14 protein-coding genes are annotated in these 19,622 nt (G+C 59.1%); 10 read left to right on the forward strand and 4 right to left on the reverse strand.

The genetic code is table 11. The features are described from left to right. Positions 1-903: 903 nt before the first annotated feature. The 3 genes from pqqA to ACVW16_RS00880 all read left to right on the forward strand — a co-directional run bounded on the left by pqqA (position 904) and on the right by ACVW16_RS00880 (position 3,107). Positions 904-984, forward strand: a complete 81-nt coding sequence (pqqA, locus tag ACVW16_RS00870) for a pyrroloquinoline quinone precursor peptide PqqA (protein ID WP_012029362.1) — start codon at positions 904-906, stop codon at positions 982-984. Between the two features lie 395 nt (positions 985-1,379). Further along, positions 1,380-2,675, forward strand: coding sequence for a PQQ-dependent sugar dehydrogenase (locus ACVW16_RS00875; RefSeq protein ID WP_456739318.1), 1,296 nt, complete (start codon positions 1,380-1,382; stop codon positions 2,673-2,675). 171 nt (positions 2,676-2,846) lie between these two features. Then, positions 2,847-3,107 carry a c-type cytochrome gene (locus ACVW16_RS00880; RefSeq protein WP_456802189.1) on the forward strand — a complete coding sequence of 87 codons (261 nt, stop codon included), beginning with the start codon at positions 2,847-2,849 and terminating at the stop codon, positions 3,105-3,107. A 223-nt stretch (positions 3,108-3,330) separates the two neighbouring features. Here the strand turns inward: ACVW16_RS00880 and ACVW16_RS00885 are convergent, their stop codons facing one another. Further along, positions 3,331-4,767 (reverse strand): IS1182 family transposase, encoded by a 1,437-nt coding sequence (locus ACVW16_RS00885; protein ID WP_456802190.1) that lies wholly within the window; start codon positions 4,765-4,767, stop codon positions 3,331-3,333. Positions 4,768-4,931: 164 nt separating this feature from the next. On the opposite strand from ACVW16_RS00885, the gene ACVW16_RS00890 reads away from it, so the two are divergent. The 7 genes from ACVW16_RS00890 to ligD all read left to right on the forward strand — a co-directional run bounded on the left by ACVW16_RS00890 (position 4,932) and on the right by ligD (position 13,375). After that, the gene (locus ACVW16_RS00890) at positions 4,932-8,216 is read left to right on the forward strand and encodes an adenylate/guanylate cyclase domain-containing protein (protein ID WP_456739316.1); all 3,285 of its coding nucleotides are present in this window, start codon (positions 4,932-4,934) and stop codon (positions 8,214-8,216) included. 287 nt (positions 8,217-8,503) lie between these two features. Then, positions 8,504-9,490, forward strand: a complete 987-nt coding sequence (locus tag ACVW16_RS00895; protein ID WP_456802191.1) for an ABC transporter substrate-binding protein — start codon at positions 8,504-8,506, stop codon at positions 9,488-9,490. 93 nt (positions 9,491-9,583) lie between these two features. Then, complete coding sequence (locus ACVW16_RS00900; protein WP_456802190.1) at positions 9,584-11,020, forward strand: IS1182 family transposase; 1,437 nt, start codon at positions 9,584-9,586, stop codon at positions 11,018-11,020. A 294-nt stretch (positions 11,021-11,314) separates the two neighbouring features. Continuing rightward, complete coding sequence (locus ACVW16_RS00905; protein WP_456739314.1) at positions 11,315-11,737, forward strand: cupin domain-containing protein; 423 nt, start codon at positions 11,315-11,317, stop codon at positions 11,735-11,737. 178 nt (positions 11,738-11,915) lie between these two features. After that, entirely contained in the window at positions 11,916-12,152 is a 237-nt protein-coding gene (locus tag ACVW16_RS00910; protein WP_456739313.1) for a hypothetical protein, read from the forward strand. Further along, the gene (locus ACVW16_RS00915; protein WP_456739312.1) at positions 12,146-12,376 is read left to right on the forward strand and encodes a hypothetical protein; all 231 of its coding nucleotides are present in this window, start codon (positions 12,146-12,148) and stop codon (positions 12,374-12,376) included. Before ACVW16_RS00910 ends, ACVW16_RS00915 begins: the two co-directional genes overlap by 7 nt. Positions 12,377-12,457: 81 nt before the next feature. Further along, positions 12,458-13,375 carry a non-homologous end-joining DNA ligase gene (gene ligD / locus ACVW16_RS00920; protein WP_456739311.1) on the forward strand — a complete coding sequence of 306 codons (918 nt, stop codon included), beginning with the start codon at positions 12,458-12,460 and terminating at the stop codon, positions 13,373-13,375. A gap of 140 nt (positions 13,376-13,515) precedes the next feature. Here the strand turns inward: ligD and ACVW16_RS00925 are convergent, their stop codons facing one another. From ACVW16_RS00925 to ACVW16_RS00935, 3 genes are all read right to left on the reverse strand, one after another. Beyond that, positions 13,516-15,936, reverse strand: a complete 2,421-nt coding sequence (locus tag ACVW16_RS00925; RefSeq protein ID WP_456802192.1) for a molybdopterin-containing oxidoreductase family protein — start codon at positions 15,934-15,936, stop codon at positions 13,516-13,518. Between the two features lie 225 nt (positions 15,937-16,161). Beyond that, entirely contained in the window at positions 16,162-17,748 is a 1,587-nt protein-coding gene (locus ACVW16_RS00930; RefSeq protein ID WP_456739309.1) for a winged helix-turn-helix domain-containing protein, read from the reverse strand. 254 nt (positions 17,749-18,002) lie between these two features. Next, a complete protein-coding gene (locus tag ACVW16_RS00935) occupies positions 18,003-19,574 on the reverse strand; it encodes a winged helix-turn-helix domain-containing protein (RefSeq protein WP_456739308.1) in 1,572 nt (523 codons plus the stop codon). Between the last annotated feature and the right edge of the window lie 48 nt (positions 19,575-19,622).

Consider the following 19,622-nt stretch of genomic DNA (forward strand, 5'->3'; position numbering starts at 1 on the left):
GCTCGGCAGAGGCGCGCGCCACTGGCGGCCCCCCTTTATGCGCTGGCGGGTGCGATGATGTCCAGTATCCCGAATTTTCTATCCCAAAATCAGCGTGGCAATCGACAGCGTGGTCGCTTGCGGCGCAGTCCACCGCGCTGCGGCGGCGCCCAGCCACTCACCAATGCGTCGTAGCCACGAGCGCTAGCATAGCCGGAGCATGACCATGGCTGGCCCATCTTCAAAGGTGTTTCGCCCGGCGACCTGCCTGTTGAGCAACCAACCAAGTTCGGCTTGTGATCAACCTCAAGACAGCCAAAGAGCTGGGCATCAACATTCCCGTTGCGCTACTTGCTACAGCAAACGAAGTCATCGAATAGCCTCTGTCTCTGCGAATGAGTCCGGTTGTGGCCCACCTGCGAAGTTCCGCGGGGCATGACGGCGGTCCGCTCACCGCGTCAGAGCGGACCAGATTTAATCAACTTGAGTTCTTCGCGTTTTGACCCATCTGCGAAGTTGCGCCGCGTCTGACGAAGGTCTGCTCCTCGCGGCGGACCGGACTGGATTTGCTCAGCCTGAGTTCTTCGCAGATTGACCCAACTGCGACATTGGCCCAGCCATTTTTTCTTGCGACGCACAACGCAGGCTTCGTGATAGCCTCAACTTGGAGGGCGTCGGCACAGGAGGCCTCCTTTGAAGCGGCGCAAGTTCATATCGCTTCTCGGTGCGTAGCGATCGACATTGCCAATGGCGGCGCATGCAGCAGCCAGCGCGGCCGTGGCGGATCAGCTATCTCAGCTCCACCAAGGCACCTGACGGTCTGCCCAGGGCTTAAACAAAAGAGGAAGACGCAGGCTTGTGAGTTTGATATGCTCTTAGTGTAGTTATTGCGGTGATTGTGCCGCCAAACCCAGGGAGTTCACTGTGGCCTGGAAAGCACCGAAGATCGTCGAAGTGCCGGTTGGCATGGAGATCAACATGTACGCCTGCGCAGCGCGCAAATAAGCGATTTGCATCGGCCTGCCCGGCCCCAGAGCTTCGCGACATTTTTCGTCATCTTTGGAGCCGAGCAGGGGCTTTTCGATTTCGGCAACGCAGACAATCGTAAATAGACCCATTGTACGCGGCGGTTGTCGGCGAGTATCCGTCGCAGTTCTTTTTGCATCTTCCGATACGGCGCCCAATTAGATCGGCGCACGACCACCCGCGATCACAGCCTGCGATAGGCAAACACGGATAAGTTCCACGAGGCTAGAAGCGAGCGGCAGTGCCGCATCAGCATCACTATCGCTCCTTCTGCAATGAAATTGACAATTGCTCAAGGCGACGCATTGATAACTGAGCCTCCGACAGCGGGTGCCATCCGCCAGAATTGGGGGCGCATCACAGGGAGGTTAGCAATGGATCTTCGTTCGAAGACGGCGGCTGCTTTGCTCGTTTTGGCCGCAGGTGCCAGCCCCGTAGCCGCGCAGCAGCAGCAGGGCGCGCCAGCCGCGCCGACCACGGGCGGAAGCGCGCTCGAAACACTTGGAGGCATGCACCAGACAGGCGGGGTAGCCGAGTGGCCGGAAGTCCCGCAGACTGGTGCGAAAGCGGACCAGGTGAAGCAGAACCTGACCAAAATCAAGTTACCTTCCGGCTTCCACATATCTCTCTACGCGCTGGTGCCGGATGCGCGTCATATCGCGGTCGGCCCGCAGGGAGTAGCCACGTTCGTGGGCACTCGCAAATCGAAGATATGGGTCCTGACCGACCGCTCGCGCGGCGGTGTTGCGGACGAGGTGAAGGAATTCGCTCCCTCCCTGCCGAAGAAAATTCCGAACGGTGTCTGCTTCTCTAAGGACGGCTTTCTCTACTCGGTAGAGCAGAACCGGGTGCTGGAGTATGCGGCGGCCGAATTCTTCTATGAAAGCCCGGATGTTGCCGTTGGCATTGTCGTGCCGGAAGGCGAGTTGATACCGAAATCTGAGGAGAGCTACAATCATACAGCCCGCCCGTGCCGGGTCGGTCCAGACAATAAGCTGTATATTCAGCTTGGTCAGCCCTACAACGTGCCGCCTAAAGACAAGTTGGACCTGTACAATAAGGTTGGGATGGCCGGCATCATCCGCATGGATCGCGACGGTAAGAACCGCGAAGTCTACGCTACGGGGCTGCGTAATCCCGTCGGCATGGATTTCAATCCGAAGGACAAGTCACTCTGGACCAACGACAACCAGGTCGACGGCATGGGCGATGATCAGCCGCCAGGCGAAATGAACCGTATAGCCAGTGCGGGTCAGGATTTTGGTTTCCCGTACTATGGTGGCGGGCACGTCCGCACGAACGAGTACAAGAACGAGGCGGCGCCAGCCAACGTCGTCTTCCCTGAGGTCGAACAGGCCCCCCATGCAGCGGATCTCGGCCTGACATTCTACACCGGCAGCATGTTCCCGCAGAAATATCGAGGCGCAATTTTCTCGACGCAGCACGGCTCCTGGAATCGAACGGTGCCGGTGGGCGCGCGGGTGATGGTCACCTTCCTCAAGGATGATGGTCACGTCGAGGGGAAATCCGAGCCGTTCGCAGAAGGGTGGAACGACAACGGCTATTACCTGGGCAGGCCGGTGGACGTCGAACAACTGGCGGATGGATCGCTGCTGGTTTCAGATGATCTCGTCGGCGCGGTTTATCGCATCTGGTATGACGGCAAGTGATGCCTTGATCCAATAGGTGGCCCCCTTGGGCGAAGGGGGCCACCTATATGTCCACTCATAGCGGGGTTCGAGTTGATGTCTTCGCATCCCAAGACAGCGCTTCGGCTCGGAAGGTTGGTGGTCCCGTTTGCGCTTCTCGTTACCAGCAACGGCATAGGCAGCGCCGCCGACGTGAAGGCCGGTCGCGCAAAGGCGCTGATGTGCCAGGCATGTCATGGTATTGACGGGCTTTCCAAGGTTCCGGATGCGCCTAACATCGCCGGTCAGACCGAGGCTTACCTCATCACGCAACTCCAGGCCTTCAAATCTGGAGCGCGGAACAACGACGCGATGTCGCTTGTCGCGCAATCGCTATCGGATAACGATGTGGAAGACCTCGCTGCCTATTTTTCGGCAATCGAAGTCAAGATCGTGAAGATTCCCGGCGACTAGGCTGAATCGGTTGGATTCGCACACCGAACGATCGCCTAGGTCGCTTTCAATTTTTATGCGGTGGTAGTCACGGCATTCGCAGGCCGAGGTTGTTAAGGCTTTGCTAGCGAGCGATGATGTCGGCTTGTGGCCCAGGCTGTGCGATAACCCTTTTTGTCGAGTGACAGGTCGAGAGGCCCGGGACCGGGCTTCGAGTCTGGAGTTGGTTCGAGCGCAAACTCCTCTACGTCTGCATCGCTTCCAGCAGTGTTCGGCAGCCCAGAATGGCTATTACACGTTTTAGATTGTAGGCGAGCACATTGAGCGCCATCTCGGTCGCGACTTTGTGCTGTCTTCGCATCACGAAGTGCGTTGCCCCCATCCAGGCCTTTATGGTCCCGAACGGGTGCTCGGCCGTTTGACGACGCAAAGTCATCTTGTTGGGATCTTGGTCAAGCCGCTGCTGAACCCTCTCCAGCACAGCCTCGTGCTCCCACCGCGCGATACGTCGCTCGGGGCCAGTCGTACACTGCGCTTTGAGCGAGCAGCTTTGGCAAGCGGTCGTCCAGTAACGGCGCAGCATCTTGCCGTCCTCCTGACCGGTGAAGCGGTACGTCAACCGATCGCCGGCAGGGCAGCGATAGATGTCCTCGGCCGCAACATAGATGAAGTCCTGCTTGCCAAAACGGCCTGCGGCCTTCGCTCCTGAGGTCAGCGGTTTTGGCAATGTGACCGTGATGCCTGTCTCCTCGCAGGCACGGATCTCTTCGCCGTTGTAGTAGCCGCGATCAGCGACGGCATCGATCGTCTCGACAACCATCTCGTCACGCGCTTGCCTCGCCATGTTCGCGAGCTGTTGCCGATCGCTGCCCACGTTGGTCACCTCGTGGGCCACAATGAGATGATGCTGCGTATCAACTGCCATCTGCACGTTGTAGCCGACTATGCCGGTATCCTTGCCACTTGTGGCCATCGAGCGCGCGTCAGGATCGGAGAGCGAGATCTGCTTGTCATCGCTCTTCATCATCTCCTCGTTGATCGCGTTGAGCCGAACGATCTCCTCTTTGAGCTTTTCGATCTTGCCTTTCAACCGCTCAACCTTCGCCTCCGGCACTGCATCGCCATGGCGATCGGCGGTTTCAAGCTGTGAGAGGTAGCGGGTGATGCTCTCATCGATCCGCTCAAGGCGCCTCTTCATCTTGGCCTCGGTAAAGTTCTTGTCCCGTGCATTGACAGCTTTGAACTTTGATCCATCAATGGCAACGCTAGCTGCACTGAACAGATCTAGCTTGCGGCATAGCGCGACGAACTCGCGACAGACCTCACGAATGGCCTTGCCATTATCCTTGCGGAAGTCCGCAATGGTTTTAAAGTCCGGCGCCAGTTGCCCGGTCAACCAGATCATCTCGATGTTGCGCTGGCATTCCCGCTCCAGGCGCCGGCTCGACGGAATCCGATTGAGATAGCCGTAGACGTAGAGTTTGAGCATCGTGCTGGGGTGATAGCTCGGACGGCCGGTGTCGAGTGGTTGCACACCGTCGAACCCGAGCTTGTCGAGATCAAGACTGTCGACGAACACATCGACCGCTCGCACCGGATTATCCTCGGTCACATAGTCATCGAGCGAGGCCGGAAACAGGGTGTTCTGGCCGCGATCCAACCCTTCGACAAAGCGCTTCATCGGATTCCCCGCAAATCGCGGGGAATCTTATCGCGCGAATCACGCCAAACAGAGCGTTTTCACACAGCCTGGGCCCTGAACGGACTTGCCGACCGGATTTCTCGACTTTCGCAAGTCGCGCAGAAGGAGTACGCTCTAAAACTACATGCGCGAGGAGAGCGGGCATGGGTGTCGCGGAGTGGCTGAGCAAACTGGGGTTCGGCCAATATGCGCGCGGCTTTGCTGAAAACGACATTGATTTCGATGTTCTTCCGCAACTCACGGACGCTGATCTCAAAGAGCTCGGTGTCGGTTCTCTCGGTCACCGTAAGCGACTGCTGGCAGCAATCGCAGAGCAGGCAACCGCGTACCCAGCGAGCAATCAGCCGACGCTGGGCCTGGATAGCGACGAACGGCGACACGTCACCATCATTTTCGTGGACCTTTGCGGTTTCACGGCACTCTCGCAATCCCTCGACCCGGAGGAGATGCGCGAATTGATAGCGGGTTTCACTGCACGTGTGGACGGGATCGTAGCGGGTTATGGCGGGACCGTCGATAAGCACATCGGCGATGCAGTGATGGCGCTGTTCGGCGCGCCGCTAGCTCATGACGATGATCCCACGCGTGCCGTCAGAACCGCCTTAGATGTTCATGCCGCGCTTGCGAGCATGAACGACCCTTCTACGAGGCCGCTGCAGGCCCACATCGGAATCGCCAGCGGCGAGGTGGTTGCGGGCTCCCTGGGCCGCGGCGACGCTCGCGATTATACGGTCATGGGTGATAGCGTGAACCTTGCGGCACGCCTCGTGGCGCTCGCGGCGCCGGGAGAAACCCTGCTTTCCGAGGGCGTATACCGCGCACTGTCGGGACGCGGCATCTGCGAGGAGCTCGGCGACACTTCCCTTAAAGGCCTCAAAGCACCCGTCCGCGTATGGCGACTACATGGACTCGCTGGCGAGTCCGCTGCCGGGACTCGCACCTCTTTTGTGGGGCGCGCCGCAGAAATCGAACAGTTCAAAGGCATTCTCAGCGCGACTGTGGCTCGAAGTGGCGGCCAGATCGTCTACGTGCGCGGAGAGGCCGGAATCGGAAAGACACGGCTCGTCGAGGAGATGCGGCGCATTGCCGAGGAGAACGGCTTCAGCGCTCACCGCGGCCTGGTCCTGGATTTTGGCGTCGGCAAGGGCCAGGACGCGGTACGCGCGCTGCTCTTGAGCTTGTTGGGGCTTTCGCCAGCTTCTGGACAAGCGTTGAGGCAAGAAGCGGCGGAGCGCCTCATTGCCGAACATATCGTGCCGTCTGAGCAGGTGACGTTTCTCCACGATCTCCTCGAGCTTCCACAAACCGCGGAGGGGCGGACGCTTTATGATGCGATGGACAATGCTGCGCGTAATCGCGGCAAGCGCTCGGTCGCTGCGGCAATCGCTGCTCGTGCCTGCCGCAGGAAGCCGACGCTGATGATTGTTGAGGACCTTCATTGGGCGGATTCGCAGGTCTTGGGACATCTCGCCGCTTTTGCGGCAGCGGTGACGGAAGGTCCCGGCCTGCTGATCATGACATCGCGAGTGGAGGGGGACCCTATAGACACCGCTTGGCGCGCTGGCTGCCGCAGCACGCCCCTGGCGACGATCGATCTCGGCCCTCTCCGGCGGGACGAAGCGATTAGCCTTGCCGGTAACTTCGTGGCTGGCACCCAGCATATCGCGACTGCGTGCGTCGAGCGAGCGGGCGGAAACCCTCTGTTCTTAGAGCAGCTTTTGCGAAACGCGAAGGAAGGGAGTGTCGATTCGATACCTCCGTCCATTCAAAGCGTGGTTCTGGCGCGTATGGACCGCCTGTCCTCGATCGACCGGCGCGCCTTTCAAGCGGCATCGGTCATCGGACAGCGCTTCGACCTAATGTTGCTGCGCCATCTGATCGACATGCCCGACTACGTCTGTGACCGACTGGTCACCAGCGCCTTGCTGTTGCCGGAAGGTGATGAGTTTCTCTTCGCCCATGCGCTCATTCAGGAGGGGGCCTACTCGTCCCTTCTCCGATCTCAGACTCGCGAGCTGCACCGCCGTGCGGCACAGTGGTTTGTTGGCAAGGACCAGGTGCTCCACGCGCAGCATCTTGACCGCGCCGAAGATGAGAGAGCGGCCAATGCCTACCTCGCGGCCGCCGGTTGGCAACGCGCCAACTTTCACGTGGAAACTGCCTTGCGTCTCGCCCGTCGCGGCCTCGAGATTGCGCGTACAGACACCGATCGCCATGCCCTCATGTGCATGATCGGTGAACTTCAGCACGATCTCGGCAAGGTCCCAGCGTCCATCGCTACATACCGGGAAGCAGCGACGGCAGCGACGAACGATGCTGCGCGCTGTCGTGCTTGGCTTGGCCTTGCCGACGGTCTGCGCGTCAATGAGGGGCTGACCGAGGCTATCGAGCTGCTCCGCAATGCGCAGGAGTTGGCTGAGCGCGGCGACATGATTGCGGAGCTCGCGCGCCTTCATCACCTCAGGGGCAACATCTTCTTTGCACTAGGGAATGTCGAAGGCTTGCGCCAGGAGCATGAACTCAGTTTCGACTACGCGCGGCGGATCGGATCTCCCGAAGCGGAGGCTCGCGCTCTGGGAGGACTCGCCGATGCGGCCTACGCCCAAGGTCGAATGCGATCGGCCTTCGAGTATTTCAGTCGGTGCGTCACTCTCTCCCGGGCACACGGATTTGGTCGGATCGAGGTGGCAAACCGCTCGATGGTGGGATTCAGCCGCATATATCTCGGCGAGGCGCGACAGGCGCGGCAGGACGGCGATGCTGCCGCGCGGTCGGCCGCGCTGGTAGGTCAACCGCGCGCCGAGATGCTCGCGGTGACCATGAGTGTTTTTGCCTGCTACGAACTTGCGGATTATGAGGCAATGAAGGGCTATCTCGAGCGAGTAACGAGGCTGGCTCGCCAGCTCGGTGCCCGACGTTTCGAGGCCCAGGCCCTGGAGCTGGACGCTCGTAGGCTACTTGATCAAGGCCGGCGGGCCGAAGCCGCCGCGCTGTTGCGAGAGGCGCTCTCGATTTGCAGGGAGGCCGGAACGCAATTCTGCGGGCCAAAGGTCCTCAGCGCTTTGAGTCGAGCGGTAGACGATTCGAACGAGGTCCGCGCGCTACTCGTGGAAGGCAAGGAAATGCTTGAACGCGGTTCGGTCGGCCACAATCATTTATGGTTCTACCGGGACGCCATCGAAGCCTTCCTGTGTAAAGGCGATGCGGCTGGCGCGTTAGAGTATGTCGCTGATTTGGAAAACTATGCCCGGCGCGAGCCTCTCGCATGGTCCGAGCTCTTTGCACAGCGCGGCCGGGCGCTTGCCCGCGCGATGTGCCGCGGTGCCGCGGACGATGTCGGCGGCGGACTTCTCCGTGTCCGATCGGCATTGTGCGACGCTGGGTTCGAAGCCTTCCTTCCGCTGATCGATGCAACGCTCGCACGATAGCGTCGGCCTTTTCGAGCGCGCTGGTGTTCCTAAGGCGCTGTGAGAACCTCTCCGCCGAGTTCTGGCACATCGTGCCGTTTTCGCAACCCCGGCAGGTCCGGAATTGGCCCTTTAGCGAAATTGCGGCCGCGCTGGCGGAGGTCCGCTCATCGTAGCGAACCGGACTAGATTTGCTCAACCTGAGTTCTTCGCATTTTGACTCGCAGCGGTCATCTTTGCGCGTCTGAATGTGGAACTTTCTTATTTGATCCTGTGGTACGGTCGGGCATCGGCTTAAGGCGAAGATCATGAGGCGTCGTGATTTCCTTGGCTTTTTAGGCGCGACATTGGCTTCGGGGCCGCGTTGGCTACATGCGCAGTCTTCGGTCCCTCCGGTAATTTGCCTACTAAATGGCAGAAGCAGCGAGAACAGCGGCGCTTTGGCTGACGAATTCCGTCGCGGTTTAAGGCAGGTAGGTTTTGTTGACGGGACGGATGTCCTCGTCGAATACCATTGGCTCGACGGTCATTACGACAAGATTTCCTCGATCATTAGTGATGCTGTCCGTCGGGGTGTGGCCGTCATTGCCACGCCTGGGAGCACGCCCAGCGCCCTTGCCGCCAAAGCGGCGCCCCAAACAATCCCGATTGTATTTGGCGTGTCCGAACATCCGGTAGCGCTGGGGCTAGTAAAAAGCATCGCGCGACCGGGCACGAATGCGACCGGCATAAATTTTTTCGCGAGCGAGATCGACAGCAAACGGCTCGGGCTCATGCACGAGTTGTTACCTAACGCGACCTACTTTGCAGTCCTCACTAATCCTACCAATCCTACGACTGCCGATGCGACGGCGAAAGCCCTTAGAGAAGTCGCTCCCGGCCTTGGCCCTGAACTGATTTTCTTCAAAGCAAGCACGCCCGCTGAGATCGAAGACGCCTTTGCGGCCATTGCTGGTTGGGGAGCGCAGGCCCTTTTCATCGCGCCTGATGCGTTTTTCACAAGCCACGGCACGCAGTTTGGGATGCTTGCGGAGCGCTATCGACTGCCTGCGAGCACTTTTTCCAGCGAGATGGCCGCAGCTGGCCTTCTGATTGGCTATGGCACCAACCTCGGCGACATGTTTCGCCAAGTTGGAGTCTACGCGGGCACAATCCTTAAGGGTACCAAGCCCGCCGAGCTTCCTGTTTTGCAGTCCACTAAATTCGAGTTCACGATCAATTTGAAGACTGCACGTTTGCTTGGGGTGGACGTTTCTCCCGCAATACTGGCCCGCGCTGACGAGGTGATCGAGTAGCCGCCGATGTCTGGTTGTGGCCCAGGCTGTGTGAAAACGCTCTGTTTGGCGTGATTCGCGCGATAAGATTCCCCGCGATTTGCGGGGAATCCGATGAAGCGCTTTGTCGAAGGGTTGGATCGCGGCCAGAACACCCTGTTTCCGGCCTCGCTCGATGACTATGTGACCGAGGATAATCCGGTGCGAGCGGTCGATGTGTTCGTCGACAGTCTTGATCTCGACAAGCTCGGGTTCGACGGTGTGCAACCACTCGACACCGGCCGTCCGAGCTATCACCCCAGCACGATGCTCAAACTCTACGTCTACGGCTATCTCAATCGGATTCCGTCGAGCCGGCGCCTGGAGCGGGAATGCCAGCGCAACATCGAGATGATCTGGTTGACCGGGCAACTGGCGCCGGACTTTAAAACCATTGCGGACTTCCGCAAGGATAATGGCAAGGCCATTCGTGAGGTCTGTCGCGAGTTCGTCGCGCTATGCCGCAAGCTAGATCTGTTCAGTGCAGCTAGCGTTGCCATTGATGGATCAAAGTTCAAAGCTGTCAATGCACGGGACAAGAACTTTACCGAGGCCAAGATGAAGAGGCGCCTTGAGCGGATCGATGAGAGCATCACCCGCTACCTCTCACAGCTTGAAACCGCCGATCGCCATGGCGATGCAGTGCCGGAGGCGAAGGTTGAGCGGTTGAAAGGCAAGATCGAAAAGCTCAAAGAGGAGATCGTTCGGCTCAACGCGATCAACGAGGAGATGATGAAGAGCGATGACAAGCAGATCTCGCTCTCCGATCCTGACGCGCGCTCGATGGCCACAAGTGGCAAGGATACCGGCATAGTCGGCTACAACGTGCAGATGGCAGTTGATACGCAGCATCATCTCATTGTGGCCCACGAGGTGACCAACGTGGGCAGCGATCGGCAACAGCTCGCGAACATGGCGAGGCAAGCGCGTGACGAGATGGTTGTCGAGACGATCGATGCCGTCGCTGATCGCGGCTACTACAACGGCGAAGAGATCCGTGCCTGCGAGGAGACAGGCATCACGGTCACATTGCCAAAACCGCTGACCTCAGGAGCGAAGGCCGCAGGCCGTTTTGGCAAGCAGGACTTCATCTATGTTGCGGCCGAGGACATCTATCGCTGCCCTGCCGGCGATCGGTTGACGTACCGCTTCACCGGTCAGGAGGACGGCAAGATGCTGCGCCGTTACTGGACGACCGCTTGCCAAAGCTGCTCGCTCAAAGCGCAGTGTACGACTGGCCCCGAGCGACGTATCGCGCGGTGGGAGCACGAGGCTGTGCTGGAGAGGGTTCAGCAGCGGCTTGACCAAGATCCCAACAAGATGACTTTGCGTCGTCAAACGGCCGAGCACCCGTTCGGGACCATAAAGGCCTGGATGGGGGCAACGCACTTCGTGATGCGAAGACAGCACAAAGTCGCGACCGAGATGGCGCTCAATGTGCTCGCCTACAATCTAAAACGTGTAATAGCCATTCTGGGCTGCCGAACACTGCTGGAAGCGATGCAGACGTAGAGGAGTTTGCGCTCGAACCAACTCCAGACTCGAAGCCCGGTCCCGGGCCTCTCGACCTGTCACTCGACAAAAAGGGTTATCGCACAGCCTGGGCCCATCGCTGCCGCCGACGCGCTAGCGCCGCACGTCCGGTTCGAGCGGCAGACCGGAAGTCTTCAGCCGAGTACTACGCCGACGCTTTGACCCTTCTCGGACATCATCGCCTTGGTAGACATCCCGGTGGCTCGGCCATAAGCTTTCGCTAATTCAGTGCGGACGAGTTGCAACCGTTTTCGACCAGCCGAGGGCACGAGTATGGCGGAACTCATCAACGTTGGCGCAATGCAACTTCGATTTTTGCGTACCAAGGATAATACCAGCGGGGCTCTTGATTTGTTTGAGGTGATGATCCCGCCAAATTCCCGCATGCCGGTCCCGCACTATCATCGTGACTGGGAAGAAACGGTCTACGGTCTTGAGGGCATCGTCACTTGGATGGTCGCCGGTAAGCGCATCGAGGTCGGGCCAGGAGATGATCTCTTCATATCGCGAGGTGTTGTCCACGGTTTTGTCAACGAAACGCAGGCGATTGCTAAAATGCTTTGCGTTCTCACGCCAGGAGTTCTCGGGCCCGAATTCTTCCGGGAAATGGCCGTAGCAGTCAGCGGTTCTGTGCCTCCTGATCCTGCTCGGATGGGCGAGATCATGAAACGTTACGGCCTAATGCCCGCGCCTTAGGAGCCGGGTGAGTTTGCCCGGGCGGAGTCCGAAATTGGCCCATGGCTGCCGCATCCTGTTGGCTGTCACGGGTAGACCGGACCTAAATTATCCTCACTGGCCGAATGCCACCGCGTGCCGGTTTACTTGACTCTGTGTTCTTGCTCTGTTCTAGTGGGCAAAATCCAAGGTTTTGGACATGCCGACACTCGAATTCATCCGCTCGGAGATCGAGCGCATGCGCGCGCAGATAGGGCGGCAGCGCAAGGAAATCCTTCACCTTCAGCGGGCATCGATAAGCACGGCTTCCGCCGAAGCTCTTCTCACCCGCATGCAGGCCAAAGTGGACCAGCTCGTGGCCCAGCGTGACGAGATGAAGAGCACCATCGAACCAAAGGAGAAAAAGACACGCGTGCTAGGAGGCCGGAAGTGGTAGGCGAACGACCGAAGTATTTCAGCGACATGGAGAACCCGCCTGAGTTCTTGAAGTCGCTCGAACAGACGCGGCGGCTTTCCACCCGCGAGGGATGGTGCCGCGCGCATATCGAAGCCATTCAGGTCGCCATCGACCAGTATGCCGAGGCCGCGGTGGGCAATCGTGAGTTCTTCCTGAACAAACCCTACAGCATCGGTGGTAGCCGCAGGGACGACATACCCTGAGCGTTGTAAAGACTCGCGGGAAAAATTGACTACACTCCCCGCCGTTGCTCCTAGCGGCGGGTTTTTTGTGGGTTGCGTACAGTGGCAAAGCGTATCAAAGCACGTTTGGCGATGCCGGGCTTCATCAAGCCACAGCTCGCGACATTGAAGGGCAAGGCCCCCTCCGGAGCAGGTTGGCTGCACGAGATCAAATACGACGGCTACCGCACCCAATTCCATATTGATGGCGACAACCGCAAGGCGTTCACCCGCAACGGTCTGAATTGGATCAAACGATTTTCCGTCATTGCCGGTGCCTTCGACATTCCCGGTCAAGCCATCATCGATGGTGAAGTCGTCGTGGTCCACGAGGGAAGAACTAACTTTTTCGAGTTGCAAGCCGATCTCGCGAGAGGCGATCAGGACCGCCTCCTGTTCTATGCATTCGATCTTCTTTGGCTGGATGGAGACCTGCGAAAGGAGCCGCAGGAGAAGCGCAAGCGCTTGCTCAAGGGGCTGTTTGACAAACACGACCTCAGGCCCCCACTGATGTACAGCGAGCACCTTGAGGGCGACGGGCAGCAATTGTTCGAGCACGCGACTCAGCTCAACTACGAAGGGATCATCTCGAAACGGGCCGATGCGCCATACCGCTCTGAAAGGACGGAGGCATGGCTGAAAATCAAAGCCGTCCAGCGAGAAAAATTCCCGGTCGTTGGGTTCGTCAAAGATCCCAGTGGCGTCGCCGCCCTGTATCTCGGCAAGCAGGAAGGCAAAGAGCTGCGATACATGGGCAAGGTCGGCACCGGCTGGTCCCGCACGCACTCCAGTCAGATCAGGAAACAGCTCGATACCGTAGTCAGCTCGAAGACGAAGCTGACCAAGCCCATCAAGAAGCCGAAAGCGACATGGGTAGAGCCGCAATTTTATGCTGAGGTCGAGTACCGCGACATCACGTCGGAGGGACTGTTGCGCGCAAGTTCGTTCAAGGGGCTGTCGAGGAGATCGGGGCGTCGGTGAGTGCATTGTCGAGGAAGGTCGGCTCATCGCACCAGACCGGACCAGATTTGCTCAGCCTGAGTTCTTCGCATTTTGAGCGGACTTCGACCGCGAGTCGCTGGTCTTCTGCCTAAGTTGGAATCGCCGTTCCGAAACTCGCCTCAACGAGATTCCCGCACCAGCTGAACCTCGCAAAGATTGGATCGATGGGCTGGCGTGCCGCTGACCGGGTCGCGGACCGCAGCGTCGACTGTCAGATTGAAATTGGTGCCGGTTGCATCGAACGGATCGGTCGCTGAGATCCCGAGCTCATCGCAACCCTGCCACCAGCCGTGCTCGCCGACGACGACACGCGGATCGAGTTCTTCGCTGAAGCGCGCCCTGGCGCGCATTCCGCCTGCAGGGGTCCGCAAGTCAACCCAGTCTCCGTTCTTGATCCCGCGAGCCGCAGCGGTCGTGGGATTCAGTTCGATCTCGGGGTGCAATGCACGCTTGCGCAGGCTCGGCAGGGCACGATGTTGAGTCTGACAAAACAGACTGGGCTTGGCGCAAGTCAGGATCAAAGGGAAAGCTGCGGCCAGGTCAGGGCGAGCGACAGGGCCGACTGGTGGCTCGAAGAAGTCCGGCATGGCCGAATAACCATGATCGAGGAAGGTCTCGGACCAGAATTCAATTTTTCGCGAAGGCGTTTGAAAGCCACGCGGGCTTCCCTTGCTATCACTGCCGGCGTGTTTGCGGTATCGCATCGTGAGTGGCTTCCGCAATCCAGCCGGCTCCGCGCGAAGCTGCTCCAGGGTAATGCCGCTCGGACCGAGTTGCTGCCGGTAGCTGACATCGACGTTGCCATTCCAGAATTGCTCGCCAAGGCCAAGGCGCGTGGCAAGGTCAAAGATGATATCCGTGTCGGAACGCGCCTGACCGGGCGGATCAACAATTGCTTGCCGAAGTTGAACGTGCGATTGCGCTTCGGCGTTGATATCAAATCCGATTTTGAGAGCCTCGCGTTCGAAGCAGGATGCGACGGGCAGTACAATGTCGGCGAGCGCAGCCGTCGGCGTCATGAACAGATCGGCATGGCCATAAAATCCGAGCGCGGCCAGGGCGGCCCGTCCACGAGCGGGATCGCCATAAGCGAGCAGTAGATTGTTGCCGAACCCCACCAGTCCGCGCACAGGATAGGGAGTACCCTCCAGGACAGCGCTGCAAAAGTCTCGGGCGGAGACATTGTTCCAGCGCGCCGGTCCCAGCGGGCGTTCGACAAACCCGATTGCGGGAGCCAGGCGCTTTGCCGCAGGTAGGTCTTCCCCGGTCATAGAGGCGGCAGGCACGGCTGGCAGCAGGACGTTACCACCAGCCACATCGAAACTGCCGGTCAACGCATAGAGCATCGCCATCGCCCGCGCCGTCTCCGTGCTGTTGGCGTGATGTTCGTGCCCGCTCCAGGCGTAGTAAGAGACCGGCCGGGCCTGCCAGATCGTGCGTGCAGTTTCTTCCAATTGCCCCGGTGCAATCCAGCAGGTACGCTCAATCGCTTCGGGCGAATATTTCCTGCATAGCTCTGCGTAGCGATCAAAGACCGGCCGGCAACTGACGACGCCATTGATGGTTGCGACAGTGAATTCGCCTTGCAGGGCGAGATGCCCGGCGGTCGCCTCGTAGCAACCGGCCGACGGATCATAGCCTACGGTGCGGTTGGCCAATGAATCCCAGGCCACAAACTGGCCTGAGCCACCCCCGGAAGCCAGTTCGTTTGCCGTAAGCAATCTGTTGGTATCCGACCGCACCAAAAGAGGTCCGTTGCTCCATGCGCGCACGAATTCATCATCGTACCAACCTCGCTCGATCATAATGTTGGCCAGACCCAATGCGAGCGCTCCGTCAGTTCCCGGGCGCACGCGCAACCAGACGTCGGCCTTGTTGGCCAGCCCGACGTTGCGCGGATCGATCACGATCAGCTTCATTCCGCGCTTCAGGGCCGCAACGGTCGCTGTCGCGTGGGTGATGCGTGAAAATGACGGGTTATAGCCCCACAGGATAAGGCAGCCGGATTCGGCGATGTCGGGCATTGCGCCGCCAAGGTTCGTCGCAACGGTGCCAACGCCGAACACATAGCGCGTCGCGAACCCGCGCCCCCAACCGCATAGGTCGAGCCCAGATACTAAATTTGGCGTACCAAATGCGTTCATCAGTCTCCGGACATAAGCAGCCGAATCCGCGATAGCAGTTGTTGAGGCGGAGGATTGGCTGAAGGCTACCGCTTCTGGTCCGTGCTCCTCGGCGATGCGACGCATCGCGGCGGCGATCTGGTCGAGCGCCGCATCCCATGTGATTTCCTCCCAACCCGGATCGGAATCACCCTTCGGCCGGGTCCGACGCAGTGGTCTTGTCAGCCTGTCCTTATGGTAGACCAGTTCAGGCGCCGCTCGGCCCTTTGCGCAGATCGCCGCGCCGGTGGGGTGTGTCGGATCGGGATCGAGACGTGTGAACTTGCCATCTGTCAACGTCGCGACCGTTCCGCAGCGGGCGATACAAAGACTGCAATACCCTTGCACCTGACGCACGTTTGGCGAATGCGCTGACATTCACAAGCTCCCTCGCAATGATAGAATCTCGCGTGTCCCGACGGCATGGTCGTACCGATGCCGGTAAACTGCCGCATCGTATCGCGTAGCACACGAATTGCGAAATATGTCGGCTCATGGCCCATCTGCGAAGTTAAGCCGCGCCTGAAGAAGGCCCGCTCATCGCGGCAGAGCGGACCAGATTTGCTCAACCTGAGTTCTTCGCATTTTGGCCCATTGGCGACTTCAACCCTCCGGCACCTCGGCCAGGCGTAATCCCTCACAAACCCGCGCCCGCCCGGCAAGATACGTCGGGTTGTCGCTTGATGAGCCGAAGCGGAAACGGCGCATGGTAAAACCTGGGTCGAGCGCAAGTCCCGCCTTCGCAGCGGCTCGCGCCTCATCCAATGAGCCTAGCAAACCCAGGGCAGCGGCCAACGCAAAATGTGCGGTAGGATAATTGCGGTTGGCCTCAATACTCCGACGTAGCCAATCGGTGGCTTCAGCATCGGCACCGAGATGCATCTTGGCTGTTCCTACAAAGTCCATCCACTGGTGGGCAAGCGTATCGCGGGGGGACAGACGGAAAGCCTCCAGTATATGACCTTCGGTCTCGGCGGCGCGACCCATATGTATTTTGGCCACACCAATAGCGCTATGAGCCCAGGCTGAGTTGCGATCAATAGCCAATACGCGCTCGCATTCAGCAATCCCTTGGGCGGCGCGGTTTGTCATGATGTAGACGCCGCCCAAGACTAAGTGGGCAGATGTATCGTCCGGGGCTAGCGAAAGTGCTTTGACCGCGTTTGTTGCGGCTGCTGAGAGGAGCGCAGTCTTGTTTTCAGTGAGCAGGGTGACGGCCATTCGAAAATCGACGATTGCCAAGCCGACCATGGCTCGGATATTTCCCGGATCGATTGCTAAGGCACGTTCGAGAAAATCGCGCGCCAGCGCCAAATGCGTGGGGGTCGGCCCCTTATACAAGCAGGCATACCCTTGAAAGGCGAGGTCCAATGCGTCCGTATGCAGCGAACGCTCCGCTCGTCGTGCCTCGGCAACAACGAGTTGGACATCTAACGTGTTGGCGAGCCTCGATACGATTTCGTCCTGCATGTCGAAAAGATCAGCGATGGGCCTTTCAAAACGATCGGCCCACAGGTGATTAGCGGTTTCGGCATCGACAAGCTGCACGTTCACTTGAAGCCGTTTGCTGCTACGCTGCAAAGAGCCTTCAAGCACGTAGCGGACGTTCAACTCCCGCCCGACTTGCCGAACGTCTACTGACTTGCCCTTGTAAGAGAACGCGCTGTTGCGGGCGATGACGAACGAGCCGCTGATGCGCGACAGGTCGGTGGTCAGGTTCTCGGTTACACCATCGACGAAGTAGTCCTGCTCGGGATCACCGCTGAGGTTGGCAAAAGGTAACACAACAATTGAAAGATGAGATGCCGAAGGTGACTTCTTTGCAAGGTCGCCGCCATGCGTCGCCAAACTGGCCAACTCGGCCGCGCGCTGCTCGTCTTCGAATATAGTTCCCACGAAGCGGAAGCCCTTGCGGGGCAGCGTCTTGATCAGGTGCTGCCTCTCGCCAGTGTCGCCAATCGCGTTCCGGGCGGCATTGAGTCGGGTCGTCAACGCTGCATCCGAGACGGCGCGGCCATTCCAGATGGCACGGATGAGGTCGTCCTTGCTGACGACGCGCTCTCTATTGCGGATCAGATAGTCGAGGAGGTCGAACACCTGTGGTGGGATTGGGACCATCTCGGCGCCTCGGCGCAGCTCGCGACGGTCCGAGTCAAACGTATAGTTCTCGAAGAGATATCGCACAGCCATTCCCCCTTGGCCTTCTGATCCCCGAGAGACGCTCAACGACAGCCAAGTCATGAGATTATGCCGCTCACGATCAAAATGTAAGCCCGTGGTCAAAGGCTTACCCCGAGCGGCAGCATTTTTCTGGTGAGTGAGATCGGGTGCCCGCATTGGCCGGTGCTGCGGCATCCCACGGCCGAGGATTTGCCGGCTATCAGGGGCGGACCCGGACCTAACTTAAACCGGGCCAAACCGTCGCGATTGACTCAAATCGGACATCAGCCATCGGGCACCCCGGCCAACCGCATGCCCTCATAGACGCGCTCACGCTGGGCGAGGTAACATGGATTGTCGCTGTATGGGTTAGCGCGGAAGCGACGAATGGTGAAATTTGGTTGGAGTACCAATCCGGCCTGCGCTACAGCGCGCGCTTCATCCAGCTGCCCGACAAGCGCTAGGGCCGCGGCGAGAAAAAAATGCGTGAAGGGAAAATTCCGGTTAGCCTCGATGCTCCGCCGCAACCACGCGACCGCTTCGGCATCGGCACCGAGCCAGAACTTGGCGAGGCCCATGACCATCATCCACCGGTAAGCATAGATGTCGCGAGGTGAGAGGCGGATAGCCTCATGGATGTGGGCCTCGGTCTCCTCAGCGCGACCAAGATGAAACTTGCCGCGACCGATCCAGCCATGAGCGTTAGCCAAATTTCGATCCAACGCCAACGCCCGCTCGCATTCGGAAATTCCTTGGGCTGCGCGGGATGTGAAAATATACACCGCGCCCAGATTCATGTGACCCCGTGCGTGCTGCGGAGCCAGTGACAGAGCCTTGTTGAGGGCCGTTTCGGCCGCCGCGAGGGAAGCGGCTCGATCGTCGGTAAAGAAGTTAACGCCTAAAAGGCAGTCAACTATTGCCGTGCCAACCAGTGCTTCGACATTGCCGGGATCAAGCGCCAAGACGCGTTCAAAAAAGCCATGCGCTCGCGTCAGGTGCTCGAGGGTCACTCCCTTGTTTAAGTGAGCGATGCCTTGGAAATACAAATCCATCAAATCGGGATGTATCGAGTGTTCTGCCCGTCGTGCCTCAATTTCAACAATCTGGGCATCCAGCGAGTTGGCCAGCCGCGACACAATTTCGTCCTGCATGTCGAACAAATCAGCGACGGGGTTGTCGAAACGCTCGGCCCATAGGTGGTTGCCACTTTCCGCATCGACAAGCTGCACGTTCACCCGAACCCGGTTGCCACTGCGCTGCACGGAGCCTTGGAGCACGTGACGGATGTTCAACTCGCGCCCAATCTTGCTGAGTTCGACTGCTTTATCCTTGTACCTGAAGGCGGTGTGTCGGCCGATCACGAATGAACCGGAGATGCGCGATAGATCCGTGGTCAAACTCTCGGTCACGCCATCAACGAAATAGGCTTGCTGGGGATCTCCGCTGAGATTAGCGAACGGCAGCACAACAATGGAAAGGCGGTGTGCTGAAGACGGCGTCTCTGCAATCACGCCACCAGGCGTCGTCGAACCCCTCTGCCCCTGTGTTTCTTCCTGCACGGCTCCAACGAAACGGAAGCCCTTGCGCGGCAATGTCTTTATGAGATGTTGTTGCTCGCCGCTGTCGCCGATGGCGCATCGTGCGACATTCAGGCGGGTGGTGAGCGCGGCATCCGATACGGCTCGTCCATTCCATATCGCGCTGATCAGCTCATCCTTGCTGACGGCTCGCTCTCGGTGACTGATCAGGTACGCGAGCAAGTCGAAGACTTGAGGCGCCACGGGCAACACATCCGATCCGCGGCGAAGCTCGCGCCGGTCGGTATCCAAAGTATGGCCTGCGAAGAGATAGCGCAATTTCGCTCCCGTCTGCCATCAGGGAGTGTAGCACGGGGCGCGAAGCGA

Source organism: Bradyrhizobium sp. USDA 4474 (assembly GCF_054057515.1).

Excerpts from the sequence above, each read along its gene's own strand:
- ACVW16_RS00875 (WP_456739318.1), top strand. The coding sequence starts at position 1,380 with ATGGATCTTCGTTCGAAGACGGCGGCTGCTTTGCTCGTTTTGGCCGCA.
- ACVW16_RS00925 (WP_456802192.1), bottom strand. The coding sequence starts at position 15,936 with ATGTCAGCGCATTCGCCAAACGTGCGTCAGGTGCAAGGGTATTGCAGT.
- ACVW16_RS00890 (WP_456739316.1), top strand. The coding sequence starts at position 4,932 with ATGGGTGTCGCGGAGTGGCTGAGCAAACTGGGGTTCGGCCAATATGCG.
- ACVW16_RS00930 (WP_456739309.1), bottom strand. The coding sequence starts at position 17,748 with ATGGCTGTGCGATATCTCTTCGAGAACTATACGTTTGACTCGGACCGT.
- ACVW16_RS00905 (WP_456739314.1), top strand. The coding sequence starts at position 11,315 with ATGGCGGAACTCATCAACGTTGGCGCAATGCAACTTCGATTTTTGCGT.
- ACVW16_RS00900 (WP_456802190.1), top strand. The coding sequence starts at position 9,584 with ATGAAGCGCTTTGTCGAAGGGTTGGATCGCGGCCAGAACACCCTGTTT.
- ACVW16_RS00895 (WP_456802191.1), top strand. The coding sequence starts at position 8,504 with ATGAGGCGTCGTGATTTCCTTGGCTTTTTAGGCGCGACATTGGCTTCG.
- ACVW16_RS00910 (WP_456739313.1), top strand. The coding sequence starts at position 11,916 with ATGCCGACACTCGAATTCATCCGCTCGGAGATCGAGCGCATGCGCGCG.
- ACVW16_RS00885 (WP_456802190.1), bottom strand. The coding sequence starts at position 4,767 with ATGAAGCGCTTTGTCGAAGGGTTGGATCGCGGCCAGAACACCCTGTTT.